The organism is Pseudorhodobacter sp. MZDSW-24AT (genome assembly GCF_002794355.1).
Taxonomy (GTDB): domain Bacteria; phylum Pseudomonadota; class Alphaproteobacteria; order Rhodobacterales; family Rhodobacteraceae; genus Pseudotabrizicola.
The window spans coordinates 237,198-262,362 of sequence record NZ_PGOI01000009.1; the positions used below are offsets into that span (position 1 = coordinate 237,198).

At 64.7% G+C, this 25,165-nt stretch carries 25 protein-coding genes; 9 read left to right on the forward strand and 16 right to left on the reverse strand.

Going from position 1 to position 25,165, the window contains the following annotated elements:
- Nucleotides 1-54 precede the first annotated feature (54 nt).
- The 4 genes from CUR21_RS14375 to CUR21_RS14390 all read right to left on the reverse strand — a co-directional run bounded on the left by CUR21_RS14375 (nt 55) and on the right by CUR21_RS14390 (nt 3,509).
- Nucleotides 55-1,290 carry a saccharopine dehydrogenase family protein gene (locus CUR21_RS14375; protein ID WP_100197748.1) on the reverse strand — a complete coding sequence of 412 codons (1,236 nt, stop codon included), beginning with the start codon at nt 1,288-1,290 and terminating at the stop codon, nt 55-57.
- Between the two features lie 43 nt (nt 1,291-1,333).
- Complete coding sequence (locus CUR21_RS14380; RefSeq protein WP_100197749.1) at nt 1,334-2,428, reverse strand: carboxynorspermidine decarboxylase; 1,095 nt, start codon at nt 2,426-2,428, stop codon at nt 1,334-1,336.
- 105 nt (nt 2,429-2,533) lie between these two features.
- The gene (locus tag CUR21_RS14385; RefSeq protein ID WP_100197750.1) at nt 2,534-3,238 is read right to left on the reverse strand and encodes a response regulator transcription factor; all 705 of its coding nucleotides are present in this window, start codon (nt 3,236-3,238) and stop codon (nt 2,534-2,536) included.
- The gene (locus CUR21_RS14390) at nt 3,210-3,509 is read right to left on the reverse strand and encodes a hypothetical protein (RefSeq protein WP_100197751.1); all 300 of its coding nucleotides are present in this window, start codon (nt 3,507-3,509) and stop codon (nt 3,210-3,212) included. Before CUR21_RS14390 ends, CUR21_RS14385 begins: the two co-directional genes overlap by 29 nt.
- Nucleotides 3,510-3,730: 221 nt before the next feature.
- On the opposite strand from CUR21_RS14390, the gene CUR21_RS14395 reads away from it, so the two are divergent.
- From CUR21_RS14395 to CUR21_RS14415, 5 genes are all read left to right on the forward strand, one after another.
- On the forward strand, nt 3,731-4,399 hold the full coding sequence (locus CUR21_RS14395) for a hypothetical protein (protein ID WP_100197752.1): 669 nt from the start codon (nt 3,731-3,733) through the stop codon (nt 4,397-4,399).
- Nucleotides 4,400-4,450: 51 nt separating this feature from the next.
- Nucleotides 4,451-5,071, forward strand: a complete 621-nt coding sequence (locus CUR21_RS14400; protein ID WP_100197753.1) for a ribonuclease HII — start codon at nt 4,451-4,453, stop codon at nt 5,069-5,071.
- Nucleotides 5,072-5,173: 102 nt separating this feature from the next.
- Entirely contained in the window at nt 5,174-6,295 is a 1,122-nt protein-coding gene (locus CUR21_RS14405) for a site-specific DNA-methyltransferase (RefSeq protein ID WP_100197754.1), read from the forward strand.
- Nucleotides 6,296-6,534: 239 nt separating this feature from the next.
- On the forward strand, nt 6,535-7,680 hold the full coding sequence (locus tag CUR21_RS14410; protein ID WP_100197755.1) for a TIGR03862 family flavoprotein: 1,146 nt from the start codon (nt 6,535-6,537) through the stop codon (nt 7,678-7,680).
- Between the two features lie 84 nt (nt 7,681-7,764).
- Nucleotides 7,765-8,253, forward strand: coding sequence for a CAP domain-containing protein (locus tag CUR21_RS14415; protein WP_100197756.1), 489 nt, complete (start codon nt 7,765-7,767; stop codon nt 8,251-8,253).
- On the opposite strand, the gene CUR21_RS14420 is transcribed toward CUR21_RS14415, so the two are convergent.
- From CUR21_RS14420 to CUR21_RS18670, 7 genes are all read right to left on the reverse strand, one after another.
- On the reverse strand, nt 8,250-8,576 hold the full coding sequence (locus tag CUR21_RS14420; RefSeq protein WP_100197757.1) for a hypothetical protein: 327 nt from the start codon (nt 8,574-8,576) through the stop codon (nt 8,250-8,252). The genes CUR21_RS14415 and CUR21_RS14420 overlap by 4 nt on opposite strands.
- Before the next feature lie 39 nt (nt 8,577-8,615).
- The gene (holA, locus tag CUR21_RS14425; protein WP_100197758.1) at nt 8,616-9,629 is read right to left on the reverse strand and encodes a DNA polymerase III subunit delta; all 1,014 of its coding nucleotides are present in this window, start codon (nt 9,627-9,629) and stop codon (nt 8,616-8,618) included.
- Nucleotides 9,626-10,111 (reverse strand): LPS assembly lipoprotein LptE, encoded by a 486-nt coding sequence (gene lptE, locus CUR21_RS14430; protein WP_100197759.1) that lies wholly within the window; start codon nt 10,109-10,111, stop codon nt 9,626-9,628. The genes holA and lptE overlap by 4 nt, the downstream gene beginning before the upstream one ends.
- A complete protein-coding gene (leuS, locus tag CUR21_RS14435) occupies nt 10,098-12,662 on the reverse strand; it encodes a leucine--tRNA ligase (protein WP_100197760.1) in 2,565 nt (854 codons plus the stop codon). Before leuS ends, lptE begins: the two co-directional genes overlap by 14 nt.
- A gap of 213 nt (nt 12,663-12,875) precedes the next feature.
- On the reverse strand, nt 12,876-13,415 hold the full coding sequence (locus tag CUR21_RS14440) for a fasciclin domain-containing protein (protein WP_100197761.1): 540 nt from the start codon (nt 13,413-13,415) through the stop codon (nt 12,876-12,878).
- 165 nt (nt 13,416-13,580) lie between these two features.
- Nucleotides 13,581-14,102: a DUF3576 domain-containing protein gene (locus CUR21_RS14445; RefSeq protein WP_232622810.1), complete on the reverse strand. Its 522-nt coding sequence runs from the start codon at nt 14,100-14,102 to the stop codon at nt 13,581-13,583.
- Nucleotides 14,103-14,196: 94 nt separating this feature from the next.
- The gene (locus CUR21_RS18670) at nt 14,197-14,334 is read right to left on the reverse strand and encodes a hypothetical protein (RefSeq protein ID WP_157792034.1); all 138 of its coding nucleotides are present in this window, start codon (nt 14,332-14,334) and stop codon (nt 14,197-14,199) included.
- A gap of 92 nt (nt 14,335-14,426) precedes the next feature.
- Here CUR21_RS18670 and CUR21_RS14450 point away from each other — a divergent pair, with 92 nt between their 5' ends.
- On the forward strand, nt 14,427-15,377 hold the full coding sequence (locus CUR21_RS14450; RefSeq protein WP_100197763.1) for a porin: 951 nt from the start codon (nt 14,427-14,429) through the stop codon (nt 15,375-15,377).
- A 90-nt stretch (nt 15,378-15,467) separates the two neighbouring features.
- Nucleotides 15,468-16,115 carry a YggS family pyridoxal phosphate-dependent enzyme gene (locus CUR21_RS14455; RefSeq protein ID WP_100197764.1) on the forward strand — a complete coding sequence of 216 codons (648 nt, stop codon included), beginning with the start codon at nt 15,468-15,470 and terminating at the stop codon, nt 16,113-16,115.
- 54 nt (nt 16,116-16,169) lie between these two features.
- Here the strand turns inward: CUR21_RS14455 and CUR21_RS14460 are convergent, their stop codons facing one another.
- The 3 genes from CUR21_RS14460 to ribA form a co-directional block, all read right to left on the reverse strand.
- Complete coding sequence (locus CUR21_RS14460; protein WP_100197765.1) at nt 16,170-18,056, reverse strand: amylosucrase; 1,887 nt, start codon at nt 18,054-18,056, stop codon at nt 16,170-16,172.
- 61 nt (nt 18,057-18,117) lie between these two features.
- The gene (locus CUR21_RS14465; protein WP_232622811.1) at nt 18,118-18,621 is read right to left on the reverse strand and encodes a L,D-transpeptidase; all 504 of its coding nucleotides are present in this window, start codon (nt 18,619-18,621) and stop codon (nt 18,118-18,120) included.
- The gene (ribA, locus tag CUR21_RS14470) at nt 18,618-19,718 is read right to left on the reverse strand and encodes a GTP cyclohydrolase II (RefSeq protein WP_100197766.1); all 1,101 of its coding nucleotides are present in this window, start codon (nt 19,716-19,718) and stop codon (nt 18,618-18,620) included. The genes CUR21_RS14465 and ribA overlap by 4 nt, the downstream gene beginning before the upstream one ends.
- Nucleotides 19,719-19,871: 153 nt before the next feature.
- Between ribA and CUR21_RS14475 the strand changes: the two genes are divergently transcribed.
- Entirely contained in the window at nt 19,872-20,558 is a 687-nt protein-coding gene (locus CUR21_RS14475) for a response regulator transcription factor (protein ID WP_100197767.1), read from the forward strand.
- A 463-nt stretch (nt 20,559-21,021) separates the two neighbouring features.
- A complete protein-coding gene (locus tag CUR21_RS14480; RefSeq protein WP_100197768.1) occupies nt 21,022-21,810 on the forward strand; it encodes an exodeoxyribonuclease III in 789 nt (262 codons plus the stop codon).
- 6 nt (nt 21,811-21,816) lie between these two features.
- Here the strand turns inward: CUR21_RS14480 and CUR21_RS14485 are convergent, their stop codons facing one another.
- Nucleotides 21,817-22,635 carry a glycosyltransferase gene (locus CUR21_RS14485; protein ID WP_100197769.1) on the reverse strand — a complete coding sequence of 273 codons (819 nt, stop codon included), beginning with the start codon at nt 22,633-22,635 and terminating at the stop codon, nt 21,817-21,819.
- Nucleotides 22,629-25,157: a hypothetical protein gene (locus CUR21_RS14490; RefSeq protein ID WP_100197770.1), complete on the reverse strand. Its 2,529-nt coding sequence runs from the start codon at nt 25,155-25,157 to the stop codon at nt 22,629-22,631. The genes CUR21_RS14485 and CUR21_RS14490 overlap by 7 nt, the downstream gene beginning before the upstream one ends.
- Between the last annotated feature and the right edge of the window lie 8 nt (nt 25,158-25,165).

Consider the following 25,165-nt stretch of genomic DNA (forward strand, 5'->3'; position numbering starts at 1 on the left):
GAGGCGGATGCGTTGGGCGCAGCAAGGGGCAAGGCCCGCTGCCGCGCCTAGGTCTTAAAGCTCCAGCAGACGGTCGCCCGTGGCATCCTTGATGCGGGTGGGCAGGCCGATCTGGTTCAGCAGATTGATGAAGGGCGCGGGGTCAAGCTCTTCGACATTGGCCATGGTGCCCACATCCCAGACGCCATCGGCGATCAGCAGCGCGGCGGCCACCGGCGGCACACCGGCGGTATAGCTGATGCCTTGGCTGCCCACCTCGTTATAGGCGTCCTTGTGATCGGCGACGTTGTAGATCAGCACCTCGACCGGCTGGCCGTCCTTGGTGCCTTTGACGAAATCGCCGATGCAGGTCTTGCCGGTGTAGTTCGGGGCAAGGCTGGCCGGGTCGGGCAAAACGGCCTTGACGACCTTCAGCGGCACCACTTCCAAACCTTCGGCGGTTTTCACCGGCTGTTCCGACAACAGGCCAAGGTTTTTCAGCACGGTGAAGACGTTGATGTAATGGTCGCCAAAGCCCATCCAGAAGCGCACATCGGCCTGCGGATAGCGGGCAGACAGCGAATGCACCTCGTCATGGCCGGTCAGATAGGCCTTTTGTTCGCCCACCACCGGCATGTCCCATGTCTTGCCAACCTCGAACATGCTGTTGGTCTGCCAAGCGCCGTTCTGCCACGAATAAACCGTGCCGGTGAATTCGCGGAAGTTGATCTCGGGGTCGAAGTTGGTGGAGAACCATTTGCCATGCGACCCGGCGTTGATGTCAACGATGTCGATCGACTCGATGCTGTCCATCAGGCCTTCGGCCACGCGGGCATAGGCGTTGACCACGCCCGGGTCAAAGCCCACGCCCAGAATGGCGGTAACGCCCGCCGCCTTGCACGCCTCGCGCCGTTTCCATTCGTAATTGCCATACCACGGCGGGGTTTCGCAGATCTTGGCCGGGTCTTCGTGAATGGCGGTGTCCATATAGGCCACCCCCGCCTGAATGCAGGCGTCCAGAACCGGCATGTTGACGAAAGGCGAGCCCACGTTGATCACGATCTGGCAGCCGGTGGCCTTGATCAGCGCCACCACGGCGGCGGTATCGGTGGCGTCGAGCGCATGGGCGGCAAACACGCCCGGCACCTTCATCGCCGACTTCTCCTGCACCGAGGCGATGATCGCTTCGGCCTTGGCCACCGTGCGGCTGGCGATGTGCAGATCGCCCAAGCGGTCATTGTGCTGGGCGGCCTTGTGCGCCACCACTTGGGCCACGCCACCAGCGCCGATGATCAGAACATTCCGTTTCACTTCGAACCGTCTCCTTTAAGGACAGAGGGAAGGGGCAACCTGATTAGCCGAGGTTGCCTTCAAAATCGGCATAGCCGAATTCACGCGCCACGGTCATCGAACCGTCCAACTCCTTGATGACGATGCCCGGCATCTTCACCCCGTTGAACCAGTTCTTTTTCACCATGGTATAGCCCGCCGCATCCGCGATGCTGAGCCGGTCGCCCACCTTGAGAGGGGCAGGGAAGTTGAATTCCCCGAACACATCGCCCGCAAGGCAGGATTTGCCGCAGATCTGGAACGGGTGATCGCCCGCCGTTTCGATCTTGCCGGAAATGCGGTAGATCAAAAGATCAAGCATATGCGCCTCGACCGAGGAATCGACGACGGCCAGATCCTTGCCGTTGTTCAGCACGTCCAGCACCGTCACCTCAAGGCTGGCCGCCCCGGTGATCGCCGCTTCGCCCGGTTCCAGATAGACCTGCACGCCGAAACGGTCGGAAAAGGCCTTGAGCCGCGCCGCCAGTTTGGCCACCGGGTAGCCTTCCCCGGTGAAATGGATGCCGCCGCCAAGGCTGACCCAGCGCAGGCGCGACAGCAGCACGCCGAATTCGTCTTCGATGCGGGTCAACTGCTGATCGAACAGGTCGAAATCATCGTTTTCGCAATTGTAATGGATCATGAAGCCGCTGATGCGGTCCATCACGCGTTCAATCTTGCTGGCGTCCCATTCGCCCAGTCGGCTGAAGGGGCGCGCCGGATCGGCAAGGTCGAAGCCGCTGGTGGAAAAGCGCGGGTTCAGGCGCAGACCACGGGCGATGCTGGCCGACTGGTTGTCAAACCGCTCCAGCTGACCGATGGAGTTGAAGATGATCTTGTCGGCATAGCCCACGGCCTCGGCGATCTCATGATCGGCCCAAGCCACCGAATAGGCGTGCGTCTCCTTGCCGAAACGCTCGCGCCCCAGTTTCAGCTCATAGAGGCTGGAGGAGGTGGTGCCGTCCATATGGCCTCGCATCTGGTCGAACACGCCCCAAGTGGCAAAGCATTTCAGCGCCAGCAGGGTCTTGGCCCCTGAACTTGCGCGCAGCTCATCCATGATGGCCATGTTGCGCGCCAGTTTGGAGCGGTCGATCAGGTAATAGGGCGTCTGGATCATCGCATTCCCCCTTTTCGGGCAGCAGAAGGAAGAAGGGCGCTATTTATGGCCCCCCACCCCCCTATGCAAGCCCTGTGACGCGAGAATGACAGGGCGGCGACGGCCTTAGACCATGCGGATCACATCCTTGCCCACCGCCAGAACATAGCCGCGCCGGGCGATGGTCTTGACCAAAAGCTCGCTCACCAACTGGTTGCCCAGCGTGTCGCGCAGGCGTTTCACCCGCGTGGCCCCGGCGGCTTCGTCGCAATCCACCTCGTTGCGGCCCGAGATCACCGATTCGATCTGCGCGCCCGTCAGCACTTCATCATCCATCCGCGCCTCGGCCAGCACGGCCAGCGTTTCCAGCGCGGCTTCGGTCAGCGCGAATTCCATATCGTTGATATAGACGGCGCGGCCTTCGCGGGAAATCATCAGGCTGGCCACCTGAATGCCCGAGCGTTGGATGGCGGAAATCCGGCGGTTCAGCGCGATGATCATGACCAGAAACACCAGCGCCGCGATCAAGAGCGCGGTGGAAAACACCAGCAGCACGAAGATCACCATGCGATAGCTTTGCAGCACTTCGGAAAACGAGGTGCCGCTTTGCGCCAGAATCTCCAGCAGCTTGATTTCGGCATTGGTGGTCAGGTTGTCGTTTTGCACGAACAACTGCTCCACCCGGGCGTTGAAGGCATTGGCGTCCGGCAGGCTCAGGAACAAGAACAGCGCTGCGCCGAACAGGATCAGCACGATGGCCGCAATGCCAAAGCTGACAACCCGGTTGCCCGCTTTCAAACTCTCAGTAACGGAGGAAGAATTCTCCTGCACTCGCTTGCCTTTCGCCAAGCCCCTCGGGGCCGAATGTTGCCAACACGTTCAACAGCGTCCAGCCTGCCTGCGCAAGCCGGGGCTGCAACTCTCCCTGCGCCGCGCCGGGCGAGCAGTTGGCGTCGCTGACTTGTGCGACACCGTAGTGCAGGCGCAAGGGGTCATCCTGCTTGGCCTTGTAATCTGCGTAGCATTCCGCCGATGCCGGGGTGGCCACAGCCGTGGCCATGGCAAGCGCGGCAGCGACAAAGATCAGCGCGGATGTTTTCATGTCTGGCTCCTGATCGGGGCGGGGGGCGGATGTTTTTTCCTGCCCCAGAGTTGCGCGCCTTTCTGCCGATATTCAATATCAACCAAGGGTTTCAGCGCGTGTTATCGCATATCAAGGGCGCGATATTGCCTGTCGCGGGGGCCGGGCGGCACGGTTGGGCATCAGGTCCGGTGCGAGGCGCGCACCGTGCCACGTCCCCCCACCCAAGACAGGAGGCCCCCATGCTTGCCGCACTTCCCGCCCTGAGTCCGCGCGTCGTTTCGCCGTCGCTGCCCCGCGCCACCCCGCAGCCTTTGCGCCGTGTGGCGGGGGGCGTTCTGGCCGCCGTCACCGTTCTGGCACTTTTGGCCGCCAGTGCCGTGCCGGCCCGCGCCGATCGTCTGACCGACGCCGCCTTGGCGCAGCTGACCCCGCCGGTGGTGGAGGCCATCCTGCATCCGCTGAACCAAGCCCCGCTAACCTTGGCCCCCCTGACTCAGGCGCCGGTGTCGCCTTTGGCGGTGGTGCATTCGCCCAAGCCGCAGCCCCGGCCTCCCGTGGCTGTGACGCCACCGGTCGAGGTGCGCAGCCCGCGTGTGCCGGCGGTCTGTGCGGTTGAGGTGTCTGGCGCGCGGCGCAATCTCACGGTCTATCCAGAGCGCTGCCTGCGCCGCGAAGGCTTTGAGTTCCGCCTGCCGCGCTATTGCGCCCATGAGGCGCGGGTGTTCGGGCGGATGGACCGGGTCTATACCGAATCTTGCTTGCGCGATGCCGGATTCCGGGTGGACAACCGGGGCTTTCGTGACCACGGGCGTGGCCATGGCCGGGGCAATGGCTGGAACAATGGTTGGGACAAAGGGCGCGGGCATGGCTGGGACCATGGGCCGGGCCGTCCGCGCCACAGCTACTGAGCCAGACGGCGCGGCCCTTTTGTCTGCCCCGGCGCTGCGATATGCCGGGGCATGACCAAGATTTCCGCAGATTTCACCTTTGAAGAGGCCGCCCTTGCGCAAGGGGCGGCCTGTGTTGTGGGCGTGGACGAGGTGGGCCGTGGCCCGCTGTGTGGCCCTGTCACCGCTGCCGCCGTCCGCTTGGACCCGGCCCGCATTCCGGCAGGGCTGGCCGATTCCAAGGCGCTGAGCCCGGCGCGGCGCGAAGCCTTATGTGCCGAGTTGATGGAGGTGGCGCAGGTCGCCGTCGCCCATGCCAGCGTGGAAGAGATCGACAGTCTGAACATCCTGCGCGCCAGCCATCTGGCGATGGAGCGCGCGGTGGCGGCGCTGGGGGCGGATTTCGCGCTGGTCGACGGCAATCTGCTGCCGCGTGGGCTGTCCTGCCCGGGGCTTGCGATCGTGAAGGGCGATGCCAAATCGCTGTCGATCGCGGCGGCCTCGATTTGCGCGAAAGTGACGCGCGACCGGCTGATGGTGGATTTGGCGCAACAATATCCGGGTTATGGCTGGGACGTGAACGCCGGTTACCCCACAAAGGCGCATCTGGCGGCGCTTCTAAATCTTGGGGTGACCCCTGTGCATAGACGTTCGTTCAAACCTGTCCACAACATCTTGTATCAAGAGAAATAGATAACCCCTTGATTCAATAAAGAATTTGACGCCGATTCGTCTCTGACTCATTCTTATCCACAGATGCGGCGCACCAAATGACGCCGCCGACAGAGGCAGAACATGACGTCAAAGACCAAAGCAACAGGGGCAGCGCTGCCCCTGAACCAGATTCTTGCAGGCGACTGCATAGAGCAGATGAACAGCCTGCCCGCAGGCTCTGTCGACCTGATTTTCGCAGACCCGCCCTATAATTTGCAGTTGAAGGGCGATCTGCATCGGCCGGACAATTCCAAGGTGGACGCGGTTGACGACCATTGGGATCAGTTCAGCAGCTTTGCCGCCTATGACGAATTCACCCGCGCGTGGCTGAAGGCGGCCAAACGATTGCTGAAACCCAATGGTGCGATCTGGGTGATCGGCAGCTATCACAATGTGTTCCGGCTGGGGGCCGAGCTGCAAAATCAGGGCTATTGGCTGCTGAATGATGTGGTCTGGCGCAAGTCGAACCCGATGCCGAACTTCAAGGGCAAGCGGCTGACCAATGCGCATGAGACGCTGATCTGGGCGTCGCGCGATGAGTCGGCGAAGTATACCTTCAACTATGAGGCGCTGAAGGCGCTGAACGAAGGCATCCAGATGCGGTCAGACTGGGTGCTGCCGATCTGCACCGGGCATGAGCGGTTGAAGGATGAAAACGGCGACAAGGCGCATCCGACGCAAAAGCCGGAAAGCCTGCTGCACCGGGTGCTGATCGCCACCACCAATCCGGGCGATGTGGTGCTGGACCCGTTCTTTGGCACCGGCACCACCGGGGCCGTGGCCAAGATGCTGGGCCGCGATTTCATCGGGATCGAGCGCGAGGAGTCCTATCGCAAGGTGGCCGAAGCCCGCATCGCGCGGGTGCGCAAGTTCGATGCAAGCGCGCTGGAGATCACCGGATCGAAGCGCGCCGAGCCACGGGTGCCCTTTGGGCAGGTGGTGGAGCGCGGGATGCTGCGCCCCGGCGAAGAGCTCTATTCCATCGGCAACCGCTATATGGCCAAGGTGCGCGCCGATGGCACGCTGGTGGGCAATGACGTGAAAGGCTCGATCCATCAGGTGGGGGCGGCTTATGAGCGCGCGCCCAGCTGCAACGGCTGGACCTATTGGCACTTCAAGCGCGACGGGAAGATGATTCCCATCGACATCCTGCGCCAGCAGATTCGCGCGGAAATGGAAGCCGATCAGCTGCGCCCGAACTGAGCGCGGCCTTGACCGGCAGGGTGGGGTAAGCCGCGCCCTGCCGTGATCCCACAGTTTGAATCCGACGCCTGCACCGTGGTTCCGCCCGCGGTGCCCCTTGCCCCGCCGTGCTGTCATGGCGGGGTCTTTTTTGGGGCGGGGTCTTTTTGCGGGCGGCACGGTCGGTGGGGCCGGGTGCCTTGCGCGCACAGGTGCGGACAGGCACAAGAGGCCTGTGGCAGAGGGCGGAAAGGAACAGCATGGATGCGCTGGTGATCGGGGCAGGCCCGGCGGGGCTGATGGCCGCCGAAGAGCTGGCCCGCGCGGGGCGGCAGGTGGTGGTGGCCGAGGCCAAGCCCAGCCCGGCGCGCAAGTTCCTGATGGCGGGCAAATCGGGGCTGAATGTCACCAAGGATGACCCCGCCGCCGCCTTTGGCGCGGCCTTTGACAGCGATCTTCTGGCGCCGATGCTGGCCGAATTCGGCCCCACCGAGGTGATGCAGTGGTGCCGCGATCTGGGGCAAGAGGTGTTCACCGGCAGCTCGGGGCGGGTGTTCCCGGTGGCGATGAAAGCCTCACCCTTGCTGCGCGCTTGGCTTGCGCGGTTGGCAGGGCAGGGGGTGGCGCTGCGCACCCGCTGGCTGTGGCAAGGCTGGGAGGGCGCGGCCTTGCGCTTTGCCACGCCCGAAGGCGTGCAGCTTTTGCGCCCGGCGGTGACGGTGCTGGCGCTGGGCGGCGCCAGTTGGGCGCGGCTGGGATCTGATGCGGCATGGGTGCCATGGCTTGCGGCGAAAGGGGTGGAGATTGCGCCGTTCCAGCCCGCGAATATGGGCTTTGGCGTCCGCTGGTCCGAGCATATGGCGCCGCAGTTCGGCCAGCCCCTCAAGACGGCGCTGCTGCGCGCGGGGGGGCAAAGCGTGCGTGGCGAATTCGTGATTTCGGCGCATGGGGTGGAGGGCAGCGCCATCTATGCGTTGAGCCGCAGCTTGCGCGGCGGGGCGGCGCTGACGCTGAACCTGTTTCCCGATCTGGCGCCCTTGGCCTTGGCGGCGCGGATTGCGCGGCTGAAACGCTCGGACAGTCTGGGCAACCGGCTGCGCAAGCTGGGGCTGAGCGCGCCTGCGGTGGCGCTTGTGATGGAGTGTGGCCGCAACCTGCCGCTGGAGCAGGCGCTGACGGCGCTGCCGATCCCGCTCACCGGGCCGCGCCCGCTGGACGAGGCGATTTCCAGCGCGGGCGGCATAAGGCGCGAGTCGCTGACCGAAGGGCTGGAGTTGCGCGCCTTGCCCGGGGTCTATGCCTGTGGCGAGATGCTGGATTGGGAGGCCCCGACGGGCGGCTATCTGCTGACGGGCTGCTGGGCCAGCGGGCGCTGGGCGGGGCGTCACGCGGCGCAAAGCGCTTGATCTGCGGCGGGGAATGCCCTTCCCTTTGCACAGTGCCCTTTCTTGGCCTGCCCCGCTGCCTCTGGCGGGCGGAAGCAGCGGCCCATGATTTCGGAGACATCGCCCATGCGCACCCTGCTGCTTGCTGTCTTGCTGGCCGTCACCCCGACGGCGATGGCGATGGCCTGTTCAAAGCCTTCGGACGCGGCGGCGTTGGAGCGGGAGATGGTGGCGTGGGTCAACCAAGAGCGCGAGGCCCGTGGGCTTGCGCGGCTGGCGCCTTCGCCGCAACTGGCAGCGGCGGCCCAGCAGCATGCCTGCGACATGGCCACACGCGATTTCTTCAGCCACAAACGCGCCGGAGGGCCGAGCATGGCCGACCGCGCCAAGGCCCATGGCTACCGTTTTGGCAAGATGGTGGAAAATCTGGCCTCTGCGCAGGAAGAGTCGGTCCGCACGGCGGCGGGCCTGTGGCGCAATTCGCCGCCGCATTGGGCCAATATCCTCATGCCCGATCTGCGCGATATCGGCATTTCGGTCACGCGCGGCGGCGGGAAGGTTTATTGGGTGATGAAGGCAGGGCGGGCGCGCTAGGCCTTGGCCGGGTTGACGCTCTGGCCCGAGCCAAGCCGGGTGGCCCCCGGTGGCAGATCGGGCAGCGGCGGCGTTGCGCCTTGCCAGAAACACAGCCGGATGTGATCGCCAAGTGCGGGGTCTGACAGGTGCTCCCAAGCCAGATGGAAGCCTTCCATCAACAGACCTTCGGCGTAGAAGACGATCTCTTCGCAATCGAGCGATTCGCCCGCCGCATCCGACCAGCCGCCGTCCTTGTGCCACAGCACATAGGCCTCGATCGTCTTGTGCTTGCGGGTGATCCGCGTCAGCGGGTCGAGCAGGGTTTCAAACTCTGACATCATGTCCTTTCCGGCCCGACAGGGGCCAAAGCCAAGGGCGCGCTAGCGCCGGGTCATTGCCAGACGGATCAGCGCGCGTTCCATCAGCGCCATCCCCGGCGCCCGCGAGGCCGAGCGCAGGGTGAGGTCGGTTTCCAGCAGATCCGAGACGGCGCGTTCCAGAAGCCGAACGCCCCAAGCCTGCGCCTGCCGCTGCATCAGGTCGCGCCTTGGGCCAAAGACCCGCGCCTTTTGCAAGCCACTGGCGACGCCCGACGGATCGGAGGCGGCGATTTGCAACGCCTTGAAATGGCGCAGCGCCTGAATGCAGATGGTGACGGGCAGCACGCCCTGACCTTCCAGCCGCCGCATGAGCAGGCCAATGGCCGACGCGCGGCCATCGGCCACCGCGTGCAGCAGATCATCCACCTCGGCCTCAAGCGTGGCAGGGGCCATCGCGGCGACATCGGCGGGGGTCAGTGGTGTGGAGTCGCCATATTTGTAGAGCGCGATCTTTTCCAGCGTCTGCCGGAAATCGCCCGGGTCCAGCGCGCGGGCCAGCGTGTTGAGATCGGCCATCGCCTCGCGGTCGATGCTGGCAAGGCCTGCCTTTTTCAAGGCGTCCTCAATCTCTTCGCGGCTGGGCGGATCGTCATAAAGCACGGCGCAAAAGGCCTGCGTGTGCTTTTCAAACAGCATGCGCAGCGCGGATTTCGCGGTCAGATTCCCGGCAGTGACGATGATCTGCGCATCGCCGGGCTTCCACTCCTTCAAGGCGGCCCCGATGGTTGGGGCCAGCGTGTCGGTGGCGTCTTCCACAAAGGCCACGCGCGGGCCGGGAAAAAAGCCCACCGCCTTGATCGCATCCAGAAGGGCGGCGGCATCCTTGCGCAATTCTGCCGCCTGAATCCGGGTCAGGCGCATTTCGCCTTCGCCTTCGGGGCCGATCAGCGCGGCGATCACCTCTTGCCGTTTCAAGGCCACCCGCATGGCATCGGCCCCGGCAATCAGCAATCCGGCCTTGGTCGGGTCGGGCTTGGTGAAATAGCGGCTGGCCTCGATCCCCTTGAGGATCATGCCCAAGTGCCCGCAGTGGCGATCAGGCGGCTGACGATCTGGTCGGCCAACATCCGCATCAGGCGGAAGGCGGCATCTTCTTCGGCGGCCAGCCCGGCCACGGTGCTGCCGGTGGCGGAATAGGCGGTAAAGCCTTGCACCCGCCCGCCCGTCACCCGCTGGCCGGTGGCGCGGCTGGTCAGCGTCCAGTCAACATGGCCGGTCAGGTGATAGCGGGTGATCGCATCCTCGGGCGTGATGCCCAGCGTTTCGGCGCGGGTGACGATGCTGTGGGCCAGATCAAAGGCGGCGGCGTCGGGGCGGCCCAGCCGTTCCTCCAGCCGTTCGACCAGATCAAAGCCCAGCTTGTTCACGGGGTCATCCACCCGGATGCGGCCCTCCAGACCCTGTGCCACCCCGCCCGGCCCATAGGCCGGGGCAAAGCCACAGCCCAGAAGGGCCAGTGGCGCGAACAGCACGAGTCTGCGGTTAGGCAACGACATTGATGATACGCCCCGGCACGACGATGATCTTCTTCACCGGCTGACCGGCAAGGAACCTGACCACATCCTCATTCGCCAGCGCGATCTTTTCAACCTCGGATGCGGGCATATCCTTGGCCACGCTGATTTCCGCCCGCCGTTTGCCGTTGATCTGAATGGGCAGGACCACGGTGTCATCCACCAGCAGCGCCGGGTCGGCCTTGGGCCAAGGGGCCTGACAGCACAGGCCTTGGCCGCCCTGATAGGTCCAGATCGATTCGGCGATATGCGGCACCATCGGCTGCATCAGTTGCGCCAGCGTGCGGATCGCCTCTTTCATCACCGGCGTGCTGGCATTGGCGCGGGCCAGCGTGTTGGTGAACCCGTAAAGCACCGCGATGGCCTTGTTGAAGGCAAAGCTTTCGATGCCGCGCGTCACCTCGTCCACCGCCTTTGCGGTGGCGCGGCGCAGATCGTCATCGCCTTCGCCCTTGTGATCGGCAGGCATCTCGCCGATGCGGGCGCAGAGCGTCCAGACACGCGAGAGGTGCTTGAACGCGGCCTCGGCGCCCGAAGAGGTCCATTCCACATCGCGTTCCGGCGGGCTGTCCGACATCACGAACCAGCGCGCGGTATCGGCGCCGAAACTTGCGATGATGTTCATCGGATCGACGACGTTCTTCTTGGATTTCGACATCTTGGCCGAAGGGATCACCTCGACCACGGTGCCATCGGCCAAAGTGGCGCCCGCATCCGAGTGCACGATGTCTTCGGGCAGGTGATAGACCGGGCGGCCATTGGCGTCGGTGGTCTTGTAGATCTCGTGCGTCACCATGCCTTGGGTGAAAAGCGCGTTGAACGGCTCGATCGCCGAGGCGGGCAGATGGCCGGTTTTCGCCATGGCACGGGCGAAGAAGCGGGAATAGAGCAGGTGCAGAATCGCATGTTCGATGCCGCCGATATATTGGTCGACGTTCATCCAGTATTCGGCATCGGGCGCCGCTGTCGGGGTGGCGGCACGCGGCGCGGTGAAGCGGGCGTAATACCACGACGAATCGACGAAAGTGTCCATCGTGTCGGTTTCGCGCCGGGCGGCGGCGCCGCATTTGGGGCAGGTGCAGTCGCGCCATGTGGGGTGACGGTCCAGCGGGTTGCCCGGCACGTCAAAGGTCACGTCATCGGGCAGGCGGACGGGCAGGTTCTGTTTGGCCTCGGGCACCACGCCGCAGCTGGGGCAATGCACCACCGGAATCGGGCAGCCCCAATAGCGCTGGCGCGAAACGCCCCAGTCGCGCAGGCGGAACTTGGTGACGCCTTGGCCATAGCCATGGCTCTCGGCATGGGCGATGGCTGCCGCCACCGCCTCATCCCCCGTCTGCACCTCGGCCCCGGCAAAGCCGCGCAGATAGCGCACGCGCTCGGATTTCATCGGCACATAGGCTTCGGTCAGCGCCGCATCCTGGGCGGCGTCCTGCGCCTCGGGGGCAAAGACCGGCGGGATCGGCAGGCCGTATTTGCTGGCGAAATCGAAATCGCGCTGGTCATGCGCCGGGCAGCCGAAGATGGCGCCGGTGCCGTAATCCATCAGGATGAAATTGGCGATCCAGACCGGCAGCTCCCAATCGGGGTTGAGCGGGTGCTTCACGCGGATGCCGGTGTCGTAGCCGATCTTCTCGGCGGTTTCCAAAGCCTCGGCGGTGGTGCCGCCCTTGCGGGCTTCGGCCAGAAATCTGGCCACCTGCGGATCGGCTTCCAGCGTCTTGGCCAGCGGGTGATCGGGCGAGATCGCGGCAAAGCTGGCGCCCATCAGCGTATCGGGGCGGGTGGTATAAACCTCCAGCGTTTCAAAGCCTTCCGGGGCGCCGACCGTCTGGAAGGCGAATTGCAACCCGCGCGAGCGGCCGATCCAGTTGGCCTGCATCAGGCGCACCTTTTCGGGCCAGTTGGTCAGCCCGTCCAGCGCGCTGAGCAGTTCTTCGGAATAGTCCGAGATCTTGAAGAACCACTGCGTCAGTTCGCGCCGCTCTACCGCCGCGCCCGAGCGCCAGCCCTTGCCGTCGATCACCTGTTCATTGGCCAGAACGGTCATGTCGACCGGGTCCCAGTTCACCACCGCGTTCTTGCGATACACCAGCCCGGCTTCCATCATGTCGATGAACATGGCCTGTTGCTGGCCGTAATATTCCGGGTCGCAGGTGGCGAATTCGCGGCTCCAGTCGATCGACAGGCCAAGCGGTTTCATCTGGCCGCGCATGTCGGCGATGTTGCCATAGGTCCAGTCCTTGGGGTGGCCGCCGCGTTCCATCGCGGCGTTTTCGGCGGGCATCCCGAAGGCATCCCAGCCCATCGGGTGCAGCACCGAAAACCCCTGCGCCGACTTATACCGCGCCACCACATCGCCCATCGTGTAATTGCGCACATGGCCCATATGGATGCGCCCCGACGGATAGGGGAACATCTCCAGCACATAATACTTGGGCTTGGCCGGATCGCGCCGGGCCAGAAACGCCTGGGCCTGATCCCAGGCAGCTTGCCATTTCGGTTCGATCTGGGCGGGTTCGTAGCGCGACATGGTCTGGACCTCCGGAGTGCAGGGTGGAGTTACACCGATGCGGGGCAAAAGGTCCAGTGGTCAGGCAGGCAAAGCACAGGCCTTCACGGGCGGGACCACCGGGGGGCGCCCGAAAAAAAACGGGCGGCAGATCGCAGGGATCTGCCGCCCGCCACATACATGTCTACCGCTTACACACTCGCAAGCACACACATACTGGCTTACTCGCTACAATCACTTGGGCAGCAGGACCGCGTTGACCACATGGATCACGCCGTTCGACTGGTTGACGTCCCCGATGGTGACCAAAGACGCCTTGCCCGATTCATCGATGATATAAAGGTTGTTGCCGCGCACCGTGGCCGAGAGCGCATCGCCCGACAGGGTTTGCATATGGAAATAGCGGTCGTTCGAGGCTTTGGCGCGGCGCATGATCTCGGCCCCCGACAGCTTGCCCGGCACCACATGCGCCGTGAGGACCTTGGTCAGCGTGTCCTTGTTTTCCGGCTTCAACAGCGTGTCCACCGTGCCGGCGGGCAGGGCGGCAAAGGCGGCGTTCACCGGGGCAAAGACGGTGAAGGGGCCGGGGCCTTGCAGCGCATCCACCAGACCCGCCGCCTGCACCGCCGCCACCAGCGTGGTGTGATCCGCCGAGTTCACCGCATTCTCCACGATGTTCTTCGATTCAAGCATCGGGGCACCGCCCACCATCGGGTTTTCGGCAAGCGCGGGGGTGGCAAGGGCAAACATCACAGCGGCAACGGTCAGTCTCATCACGCTTCCTCCAAGCGGGCGGCCACCATTGGCCGCCGATGCCAAGGATACGGGCAGAGCGGTTGCCAAAGTTTCACCCGCGCCAGAAAAAACTTCACGCGCGGGCGCAACAAGCAAAAGGGCGCCCACAGGCGCCCCATCAAGCTTTTGATCGCACTAAAACTTTTACAGGTTGCTGTCGCGGATGCGCAGCTGCCGGGCGCGGGTCAGGATGGCGTCTTCGATGGCCCGCGCGGTTTCCGCAGCCACCGCGCCGCCGCCGCGCGTCTGCAAGGCCACCCGCAGCGACCGGGCGTCCAGCGCCGGGTCCTGCACATAGACCGTGGCCCGATAGGCGCGGCCGCCGCCCGGAGGCGTGCCATAACCCGTCGAGATCACACCGGTGAACGGGTCCACCGACTCGATCGGCAGGAAGTTCAGAATCTCAAGGCTGGCTTGCCACAGATACTTGTTCACCTCGACGGTGATGTTCGGGTCATCGTTGTTGCCGAACAGATCCCAGATGGTCGAGCGCGGGAGTTCTTCGTCCAGCGCCTCTTCCAGCGAGGCGCGTTGCGCCGCATCCGCATTCTGGCGCAGTTGCGCCTGTGTTGCGGCGTCGCGCGGGGCGCGCGGGCCAAACAGACCACTGTCGCCACTGGCAAATCCGCCGCCGCAGGCCGCAAGCCCACCGACAAGTCCGGTCATGATGACAACCCGTGCCAGACGGTGAAAGAACATCCGCACCCCCGCAATTTCCTTGCTGTTGTCTAGCCTAGGCCTTGGGGCGTGCCAAGGCTTTTCACGAAAGCCCGTGTCCGGCCGCCCCGCTGCCCCGGTTTGGGGCCGGATGGCCCGCCGGGGCGCGCAGCGGGCAAGGGGGGAAGCTGTGGCATTGCTGCACCACGCTTTCCCGCTTTTCGGTGGCGGCTGCAGTCATCGTTGCATTCCGGGGGGTCTGGGTGGAAAACACCCTCATTCCCACTGCGGACGTTCCTGCGGCGGGGCTTACCTTGAGGAAAGAGGGAAAACATGAAAAAAGTTCTTCTCGCGTCGACCGTGCTGGCAATGTCCGCCTCCGTCGCCGCTGCCGAAGTGGCCGTGTCGGGCTCCGCTCGTATGGGTGTTGCTTACAACTCCGAAGCTCCGAATGAGTTTGGCTTCACCAGCCGCGTTCGCGTGGCTTTCGCTCTGTCCGGCGAATCGGATTCGGGTCTGTCGTTCGGCGCTTCGATCCGCGCTGACAACTCGGGCAACGGCAACAACGGCACCGGCGGTGACGTGAACGGCGCTGGCTCGATGTCGGCTGGCAACGTGTTCGTGTCGGGCGCTTTCGGCAAGCTGACCATGGGCGACGTTGACGGCGCTGCAGAACTGGTCACCGGCGACCTCGCTGGCGTTGGCCTGACCGGTCTGGGTGATCACAACGAAAACACCTTCCTGTCGAACGGCAACACCTTTGCTCGCTCGGCTGCTCGCTACGAGTACAGCACCGGTGGTCTGACCTTCGCTCTGTCGGCCAACAACCCGCAGTTCGACGGTGAGTTGGTCGGTTCGCCGGCGGCAGTTCAGAACTCCAACACCTACTCGATCGGTGTGAAGTATGCGGTTGACGCTTACGCCTTCGGTCTGGGTTATGAAACCACCGACACCGCTGCTGGCGTTTCGGTCGACCACATCATCGGTATGGCTCAAGGCACCTTCTCGGGCGTGACCGTGAAAGTCACCTACGGCGAAGCTTCGGACATCGACTTCACCCAGTATGGCATCTCGGCTTCCTACAAAATGGACGCTCTGGGCCTGACCGCTTACCACCGCGTTGCTGAAACCGGCATCCGCAAGGACAAGTTCACCGGTATCGGCGCTTCCTACGATCTGGGCGGCGGCGCTTCGGTCGTCGGCGGTCTGGTTGACGTGAACCGCGGCATCGGCGGCGGCGCTGACCTGACCCGCGCTGACCTGGGTCTGAGCTTCGCGTTCTGATCTTAGGATCATCGTTTCGGAAAGAGCGGGCCTTGTGCCCGCTCTTTTTTTTTGTGCTATGGGAAAGCACCGCAACCGAAAGGGCTTTCCATGTCACTCCGCGCCATTCAGTCCCGCCTGACCGCCGCTTGCGCCGCCGCAGGCCGCGCGCCCGAGGCGGTGCAACTGATCGCCGTGTCCAAGGTGCAGCCCTTGGCGCGGGTCGAGGATGTGCTGACCCAAGGCCACCGCCTGTTTGGTGAGAATTACGTGCAGGAAGCACAGGGCAAATGGCCCGACCTGCGCGCGCGGTTCGGCGCGGTGCAGGTGCATATGATCGGCCCCTTGCAAACCAACAAGGCCAAGGCGGCGGTCGAGCTGTTCGATGCGATCCACACGCTGGACCGCGCCTCGCTGGCGGAAAAGCTGGCCAAGCTGGCGCAGGCGCGGGGGGCCAGCCCCGATCTGTTCGTGCAGGTCAACACCGGGGCCGAGCCGCAGAAGGCCGGGATCTTGCCGCAGGACACCGATTCCTTTGTGGCCCAGTGCCGCGCGATGGATCTGCCCTTGCGCGGGCTGATGTGCATTCCGCCCGAAGGCGAGGATGCCGCCCCGCATTTCGCCTTGCTGGCGCAGATGGCGGCGCGCAATGGCTTGGGCGGCCTGTCGATGGGGATGAGCAGCGATTTCGAGGCGGCCATCGCCGCAGGCGCCACCCATGTGCGGGTGGGCAGCGCGATTTTCGGCGCGCGCGCCTGACCCGCCCCGCCTTCGGCGCGCCCAGCCTTTAGGCGGGACGCGCGCCCCGGCGGATCACAGCAGCCAGACCCGCGCATAAGGTGGCAGGGCCACCGTGCCATGATGCGTTTCCACCAGATGATCCGACAGCGCGTCATGCATCTGGGTCACACCTTGGGCGCGCAGCCAGTCTTCGGGGATGTGCTGCCAGTGTTCGGTAAAGTTGAACAGGCACAGCACCACCCCGGTGGGGGCCAGCCGCTGAAAGGCGAACACGCCGCGCGCATCGGGAAACACCACCCGCGTCCCGTTGCCCGCATGCAGCGCCGCCAGTGCGCGCCGCCGCGCCAGAATGTGCCGGGTGCCCCAGAACACCTGCGCCGAGACGCTTTGCGCCGAATTGCGCTGCGCCACCGCCTCCCAATCCATCCGAGGGCGATGAACCCAGCGGCTGTCATGCGCGTGGTCCGGCACCTGCAAATAGCCGTAATCGTTCAGCTGGGCCAGCTCATCCCCCATATAGATCAAGGGGATGCCGCCAAAGCTTGCGATCAGCGCATGGCCCATCAGGATGCGCTGCACCGCCAGATCGACGCCCGCGCCATCGCCGCTGGCCTGCGCCCGTTCCACCCCCGCCAAAGAGGCGAAGCTGCCCGAAATCCGCTTGTCCCCCGTGGCCTCGTTCACCTGAAACAGCGCGCCTTGCGCGAAAGAGCCGGGGAAACTGCCTTCGTAGAAATCGGACAGAAAGCTGCGATGCGCCGGGCCCGAGATGCCCATGGCCTGCGCATCCTCATCGGTCACCGCCCAGCCGATATCGTCATGGCAGCGGATATAGGTGGCATAGGTCGCATTGCGCAGGGTTTCAGGGAAATGGGTAGCCAGCACATGGCCCATCAGGCGGGTGTCGCGGGTGGCCAGCGCGCTCCAGAACTGCACCATCAGGCTGTTGTGATAGGCCAGATTGCCCTCTTTGCCGTCATGCTGACCGCGCCCCAGATAGGGCAGCATCTCGGACGGGGCGACGATCGCCTCTTCCAGATGGATCACCGCCGGGGCCGCGATGCGCGAACAGGCGCGCAAGGCTTGCAGCAGCATATGCACCTCGGGCTCGGACTGGCAGCGGGTGCCCAGCCGCTTCCACATGAAGGCCACCGCATCCAGCCGCAGCACATCGACGCCGCGATTGGCGAGGAAGAGCATGATCTCGACGATTTCCAGAAAGACCTGCGGATTGGCCCAGTTCAGATCCCACTGATGTTCGTTGAACGTGGTCCAGACCCATTTGCCGAACTCGGGGTAATGGGTGAAATTGCCCGGCGCATTGTCGGGAAACACCTCGACCAGCGTTTCGGAATAGCGCTCTGGCATCTCGGGCGTGTCGAACATCAGGTAATAATCCTGATACTTGGCATCGCCCTTGGCCGCCTTTTTCGCCCAAGCATGTTCCTTGGCGGTGTGGTTCAGCACCAGATCGATGCAGACCGAGATGCCGCGCGCGCGCAAGGCCGCGCTGACCTCTTCAAAATCGGCCATCGTGCCATAGGCGGGGTTGATCTGGCGGTAGTCCATCACCGAATAGCCGCCGTCACTGTCGCCGGGGCGGGGCTTCAGGCAGGGCATGAAATGCACGTAAGAAATGCCCAGATCGGTCAGGTAATCCAGCTTGTCGAGCACACCGCGCAGGGTGCCGGCAAAGCGGTCGATGTAGAAGACATAGCCCGCCATATCCGGGCGCTGGAACCAGTCCGGCTCCAGATCGCGCTTCAGATCCAGCCGTTTCAGATCGGCAGGCCGCGCCGCCCAAGCCTTTTTCAGCACCTTCAGCAGGGCGCCGCGAAAGGCATCATAGGCCGGGTCGCGGCCATAAAGCGCGTCCAGCATCGGCCACAGGTCGGGGGCCGACCGGTCCAGCCGCAATGCGAAAATCTCGTCATCCGCCGATGCGGGTGCCTTGGCCATGATCGTCCTCCCCCAAAGTCTGGCGGCAGATTAGGCAATCCAAAGCGGTTTGGAAAGAGGTTTAGCGCCGGATGATCAGCCGCGTGCGGTGCTTGATCCGCCGGGCGATCCACAGCAGATCGGCGCGCGCAAAGGCCACGCAACCGGCGGTGGGAAAGCGAGGGCGGCGCCATGTGTGCAGGAATATGGCAGACCCACGCCCCGGCTCGGCCTGCGGCCAGTTCCAGTCGGTGATCAGGATCAGATCATAGAGCGGGTCGGGCCGTTGCAGCCGTTCGTGGCTGTGGCCATGCGGCAGGCGCACCATCAGGTTATAGTCGGGATCGGCGCTGTCATCCGACCAGCCGCCCGAGGGCGCGGTGGGCAGCGCCCAATCGGCGGGCGGGGTCAGCCGGGCCGGGTGATACAGCATCCCGACAATCCGGTGGGTGCCGTCCGGCGTTGCCCCATCGCCTTCGCGCTTGGCGCGGGCGGGCACGATGCCGCCGCGCCCGATGGAACAGGGAAACGTCCGCCCCATGAACCGTGCGCCTTGGCGCGTCACCACGATGTCAAACGGTGTCACAGCAGATGCCCCGATTTTGCCGCCTTGGTCGCCAGATAGCCAGCGTTCTGCGCGGTCTGACCCACTTGCAAGGGCACGCGTTCCACCACCTGCAGACCACAAGCCTCCATCATGGCGAGCTTTCTTGGGTTGTTGGTCAGCAACCGCACCGAGCCAAACCCCATCCGCCGCAGGATCTCGGCCCCGATGCGGAAATCGCGCTCATCATCTTCAAAGCCCAGCCGGTGGTTGGCTTCCACCGTGTCAAAGCCCTGATCCTGAAGCGAATAGGCGCGCATCTTGTTGGCAAGGCCGATCCCGCGCCCTTCTTGGTTCAGATACAAAAGCACGCCCGCGCCTTCGGCCCCCATCTGCGCCAGCGCCGCGCGCAGTTGCGGGCCGCAGTCGCATTTCAGGCTGCCCAGCACGTCGCCGGTGAAACAGGCCGAATGCAGCCGCGCCAGCACCGGGGCCTTGCGGTCGGGCTTGCCGATCTCGATGGCATAATGCTCATCCCCGCCATCCTCGGGGCGGAAGATATGCACCCGCCCCGCATCGGAGGCCACCATGGGCAGCCGTGCCGATGTCACCTCATGCAAGGGCGACAGGTCCAGCAGGGCAGGGGCCACCGTGTCCAGCGGCAGAAAGGTCAGCCCCAGTTCCGCCGCAAGCGCCAGCCCATTGGGCACCGCCACCAGCAAGGCGGCGGGCAGCAGATGCGCCGATTTCGTGAGCGCCAGCGCCGCCCGGTGCAGATCGGCGCCGCCTTCGCGGGCCGAGCGCAACGGCCCTTTCATCGGCACCCGCAAATCATCGGCGGGGTCGGCCAGCGCCCGCAGCCATGCCACATCGGCCATGTCCGGCACCATGATCCGCGCCAGATCGCCGTCATAGGCGCGCGCCTTCAGCGTTTCGGCCCGCCGCGCGGTCAGCGCGAGTTCGGCGATGCCATGGCCCCGCAGGGCCGCCAGCCGCTCGGGCGTCAGCGACTCGACCGCCACCACCAAGACGGCACGCCCCCCTCCCGACAGCACCACCGGCACCCCCATGCGCAGGTCGCTCCGCGCGCGGGTCAGCCGTTCCGTGATGGTGGGGGCAAGGGCAGGGGCTGGGGTCATGGCACTCTCCTGACGCTCTCTCTAGCCGGGGAATTGCGAAATTGAAACATATCCCCCGCAGGCGACACGTCCGCGTGAGCATTTGGTTACATGCCTTGAGACACGGGCCACGCACGCTCATGTGATACCCCAGACGAAGAAGAGGAGGCCCAGATGGCGCAACTGCGCAAGATCCTGCTGGTGGATGACGACGATGATCTGCGCGAAGCGCTGAGCGAACAGCTTGTCATGACCGAAGATTTTGATGTGTTCGAGGCCAGCACCGGGGCCGAGGGCATGGAAAAGGCCAAGGCCTCGCTTTACGATCTGGTGATCCTGGATGTGGGCCTGCCCGACACCGACGGGCGCGAACTGTGCCGCCGGATGCGCAAGCAAGGGGTGAAATGCCCCATCCTGATGCTCACCGGACATGACAGTGATTCGGACACCATTCTGGGTCTGGATGCGGGCGCGAATGATTACGTGACTAAACCCTTCAAGTTTCCGGTGCTGCTGGCCCGCATTCGGGCGCAATTGCGCCAGCACGAACAGTCGGAAGACGCGATCTTCCAGCTTGGTCCCTATACCTTCAAGCCAGCGCAAAAAATGCTGCTGGATGACAAGGAAAAGAAGATCCGGTTGACGGAAAAAGAGACCAACATCTTGAAATTCCTGTATCGCGCACAATCAGGAGTTGTGGCGCGGGATGTGCTTCTGCATGAGGTCTGGGGCTATAACGCCGGGGTCACCACCCATACGCTGGAAACGCATATCTACCGTTTGCGGCAGAAAATCGAACCAGATCCGTCAAATGCGCGCATTTTGGTCACAGAAAGCGGCGGATATCGTCTGGTCGCCTAACGTCCTATTGTCGCCACGTTTACGCTTAATATACCTTTAGGGTTGAGAGTGAACTTGCGTTCCCCTCGCCGTGTCGGGGTTATGACACGGCACCTCCCTGTTGGACCTGGCCGGGCCTTGTGCCCGGCCTTTTTTTGCCCTTCAGGCCCGGTGGTCGGCGGCGCGTGTGCAAGTCTCCGGTCTTGGTCGGCCCGCAGAATTCCCGCAAAGGCAGATCGGAAAAAATCCTTGCGCACGGCTGGAACTTTCCGGCGGTGGGCTGCGTTTTCACGGCATACCTCCCTGTTGGACCTTGGCCCGAACCGAAAGGTTCGGGTCCTTTCTTTTCCACCTCCCCCCTTTTTCGGCACCGGGCGCGGCTGCGCATCCGCAGACAGGCGGCATAAGCAGAGGGGCGACACAACAAGGGTTGAGATAGCCCCGCACCGCCCGTAACTTGCGCGCAACTCAAAAGGAGCGCTGCATGACCTTCACCCTCGCCACTTGGAACATCAATTCCGTTCGCCTGCGGGAAGGTCTGGTTGCGCGTCTGATGGCCGAAGAGCGGCCCGATATCCTGTGCCTGCAAGAATGCAAAAGCCCGGTGGAAAAGATCCCGGTCGCGCAGTTTCAAGAGTTGGGCTACCGCTACATGGTGGCGCGCGGTGAAAAGGGCTACAACGGCGTGGCCATCCTGTCCAAGCTGCCGATCATGGATGTGGGCGACCGCGATTTTGCCCGGATGGGCCATGCCCGCCATGTGGCGGCGCGCTTGGAAAACGGGGTCACCATCCACAACTGCTATGTCCCCGCCGGGGGCGATATCCCCGACCGTGCGCTGAACGCGAAATTCGGGCAAAAGCTCGATTTCCTCACCGATATGCGCGACTGGTTCCATGGCGAAAAGCCTCAGAAATCCATCCTTGTCGGCGATCTGAACATCGCCCCGCGCGAAGATGATGTCTGGAGCCACAAGGCCCTGTTGAAGATCGTCAGCCATACCCCGATCGAGGTGGAGCATCTCGCTCAGGTGATGGAGGCCGGAGGCTGGCAAGACATCACCCGCAAGGATATTCCCAGCGGGCTGCTCTACAGCTGGTGGTCCTACCGCGCCGCCGATTGGGATGCGGCAGACAAGGGCCGCAGGCTTGACCACATCTGGGCCACGCCCGACATCGCCAATGCAGGCCATTCCAGCCGCATCCTGCGCCCGGTGCGGGGCTGGCTGCAACCGTCCGACCATGTGCCGGTCTTCGCCACCTTCGATCTTTGACCGCGCTCAGCGCCCGCGGGTGAACTCACTGCCCCCGCGCCGCGCCCGCACCGCAACCGACACCGCCGCATAGGTGGCAAAGCCGATCGGATGGCGGCAGGCCAGACGCAACAGGCCGCGCAGGGTCAGCGCGGGCTTGCCTTCGCGCGGCATCAGCTCTGGATACAGGCTGTTCAGCTGCCGCCCGCCCGCATCCTGCCGCCGCCGCACCCGGACAAGGGCCGAAAACCCCTCGATCATCGGCCAGTGATAGGTATCGGCGACCTGCACCCGTTCCGGGGGCAGGAACTGCAACCGCGCGAAGGTGTCATCCGCGATGATCGCCGGAAAGGCACCCCAGCGGGCGCGTCCGGCGGCATTGACCGCGAAAAGACCATAGCCGGTGGCGGACGTCTGATTGAACGGCAGGCCTTGCCAGAACCGCGCATAGGCACGCGTCACTGCGCTTTGCGCAGGCGGGATCACCGGCGTGCCGCTGGCATAGCGGGGGGCGTCGGTGTCAAGCACCGCGCCCAGCGCCGCCAGCAGCCCCGGCGAGACGGTGACATCGGCATCAAGATAGACCCGCGCCGGATGCACCGCCGCAGCGTCGCCCGCATTCAGCGCGCCGGGCTTTGACCCTTGCGCAAGCTCCAGCACCTGCGCCCTCCAGCCCTGCGGCAGATGGGCGGCCAGTGCCGCGCGCGCCACATCGGCGGTGGCATCGCGGCAACCGTTGGCGACCACGATCACCTGCACCGCCGCCGCGTCCGAGGCGCAGAGGTGGCGCAGGCAGTCGCCGATATAGCCCGCTTCATTCGAGGCCGGAATGATGACGCTCAGCACGCGACGCACCCTTTGGCCAGAACCTGCCAGCGCGGGTTGTCATCGCCCAAGTGCCGCAACGCGCCCCAACTGCCCCATTTGCCGGGGCTGGCCAGATCGACAAAGGCGTTGAACGGCTCGGGCGTCACCGCCGCCCAGCCTTGAATAACCTGATCGTACAGGCGCGCCATCTCGGGCGTGTAGTTCAGATGCACGAAGAACGCGGTCAGCGCCGCATCTTCCACCTGCGCGCCATGGCCCACCACATGGCTGCCGCCTTCATACATCATCAGCCGCAGGCCATGGGCCGCCGCCGCCTGCGCCTGATGCGGCAGAACGCGGGTCAGGAAATCCGCCACGCTGTCTTCCGGCTTGCCGCTTTCGGCGCCACTTTGCAGCTCGGGCAAGGCGCGGGCCACCGCCAGATCATAGCGGTGGGCGGCGAACAACGCCTCTGCCTCGGCCCCGCGCAGCCCCTGTGCCTCTGCTTGGGCGCGCGCCGCCGCTTCGGACTCGGCAATCCAGCCGCGCACCATGGCGGCTTTCTCATCGCTGCCCAGCAGCGCGCTGAAATAGCCGGTGATGGCATAGGCATCAAACAGCGTGGCCGGGGCCACCCCGGTTTCGGCCATCACATCGGGCGCGGTCAGGATCTGATCTTCCAGCCCCAGCCAGCCGGTCTGCGTGGCCAGAATGCGCACCAGCCGCGCCTCGGCCTGCGGGCCGAACACCTCTGCCCAGATCGTCGCCACCTCTCCGGCGCGCTGGGCATAATACTGCACCCATTTCGACTCCCCACCCCAGCGGGCGCGGCCTTGCGCCTCGGCCCAAGCCGCCTGCTCGAATTGCCAGTTCCACACCTCGTTGGAAAACTCGACATGCGCCACAAGCTCCGGCTCCAACCCGTCGCGGGCGGCCTGCGCGTAAAAGCGCACCAGATCATCGCTCGCCAGATGCGGCAGCGTGAACCACGGATTGGCGTCCAGCGCATTGGCCAAGGCCACCATCACCTCCACCGGCGCGCCGATCCGGGTCCATGTGTAATCCGTGGGCTTGGGCCGGTCCTCAAGCCGCGCAAGGCGGCTGTCATTGGTGCGCATCCAATCCATCAGACGAATGGTTTTCACCCCGCGCAGACGGTCCAGCCAATCGGGGTTGAAGAGCGCGCCGCCCGCAAGCAGCGCCGCCCGATCCTCGCGCACGATCACGATATCGCGGATCGGATCGCGGGCATCGATTGCATCCAGATGCAGGAAGACCCCGCCTTCGCCGGGGGTGAAGTCAAACTGCGCCGCCCCCTCGGCATAGGCCACGTTCTGCGCCCGTCCTTCGATCCGCAGATCGCCCTTGCCCGCATAGGTCACCAGATAGCGACCCGAAACGCCCTGCGCCTCGGCGGGCAGATCCACCAGAACCAGCGTGGAAATCCCGGTGACCTCGGGCGGAATCGCAGTGGGCCAGCCGTTGGGGCCCAGCACCCCCGCCGCCGCCAGCCGGTCATGGTCCCAGCCGCCATATTGCCCGGGCAGATGCCCTGTCCAGTCGCGCGCGGTTTTCATCACATCCAGAAACGGCTGCTGGACCGACCAATCGGTGATCCCATGCAGACCCAGCGCCAGATTGGGGTTGCTGATCGGTGTCAGCGCCGCCCTGTCAACCGCCGCCTCTGGTGCAGGGGGCATCGCGGGAGCGACCGCAGGGGCGACCACAGGGACGACCGCAGGGGCCACACCCGGGGCAGGGGCCTCGGCCCGCTCTGACGCCGCGCCTTCGGCGGGCGCATAATCCCGCACCGCTTCCCAGGCGATGCGCTGCAACACCGCCGCCAGATCATCGGCAATCACCGCCTCGCGGCTTTTCCAGCTGCGCGTCATCTGCGCGGGCAGGCCTTCGGGGGATTGCCCGGTGATCGCGGCCAGATGCACCAGCGCCACGAAATACCGGCCCTTGTCCGACAGATGAATGTCATCGGAAAAGAACGCCTCCATCGAGACCACCCCCGGCACCGCGCCTGCCGCGACCGCATCCGCAAGCCGCGCCATCGCCTGCCCTGCCGGGATCAGCCCCACCTCCGCCCCCGAGGCGCGCAAGGCCCCCTCCCACTGCGGCAGATCGGCCACCAGCCGCTCCCGCCACGGCAAGGCGGAATTGGCATCCCCCTCCACCACCGCGCCGCTGCGGCTGTGCCATGTCTCGTAAACAAACACCCGCACATCGGGGTTGCCCGCGCGGGCCAGTTCGGCAAAGGCCGCAATCGCGCCGGGCGTGTCGTTCCAGCGCAGATGTTCGGCCAGCGGGATCGCCTCGGTCAGGATCAGCACCTCGGTTTCACCCTTGGCGAGTTCGGCGCGGGCATCCACACCTTCGGCCGTGGCCGAGTTTTGCAGGTTGAACCGCAACGGCGCGCCGTTGATGATCTGCGCTGAAACGCTGGCGGGCTGATCCATCAGCCGCAACCCGCCTTCGACCAAGGGCGGCAGATCGGGGCCGACAAGGCTGTGCCCCACGAACAGAACATCCGTCAGCAGCGCGAAAATGCTCACCCGATCCC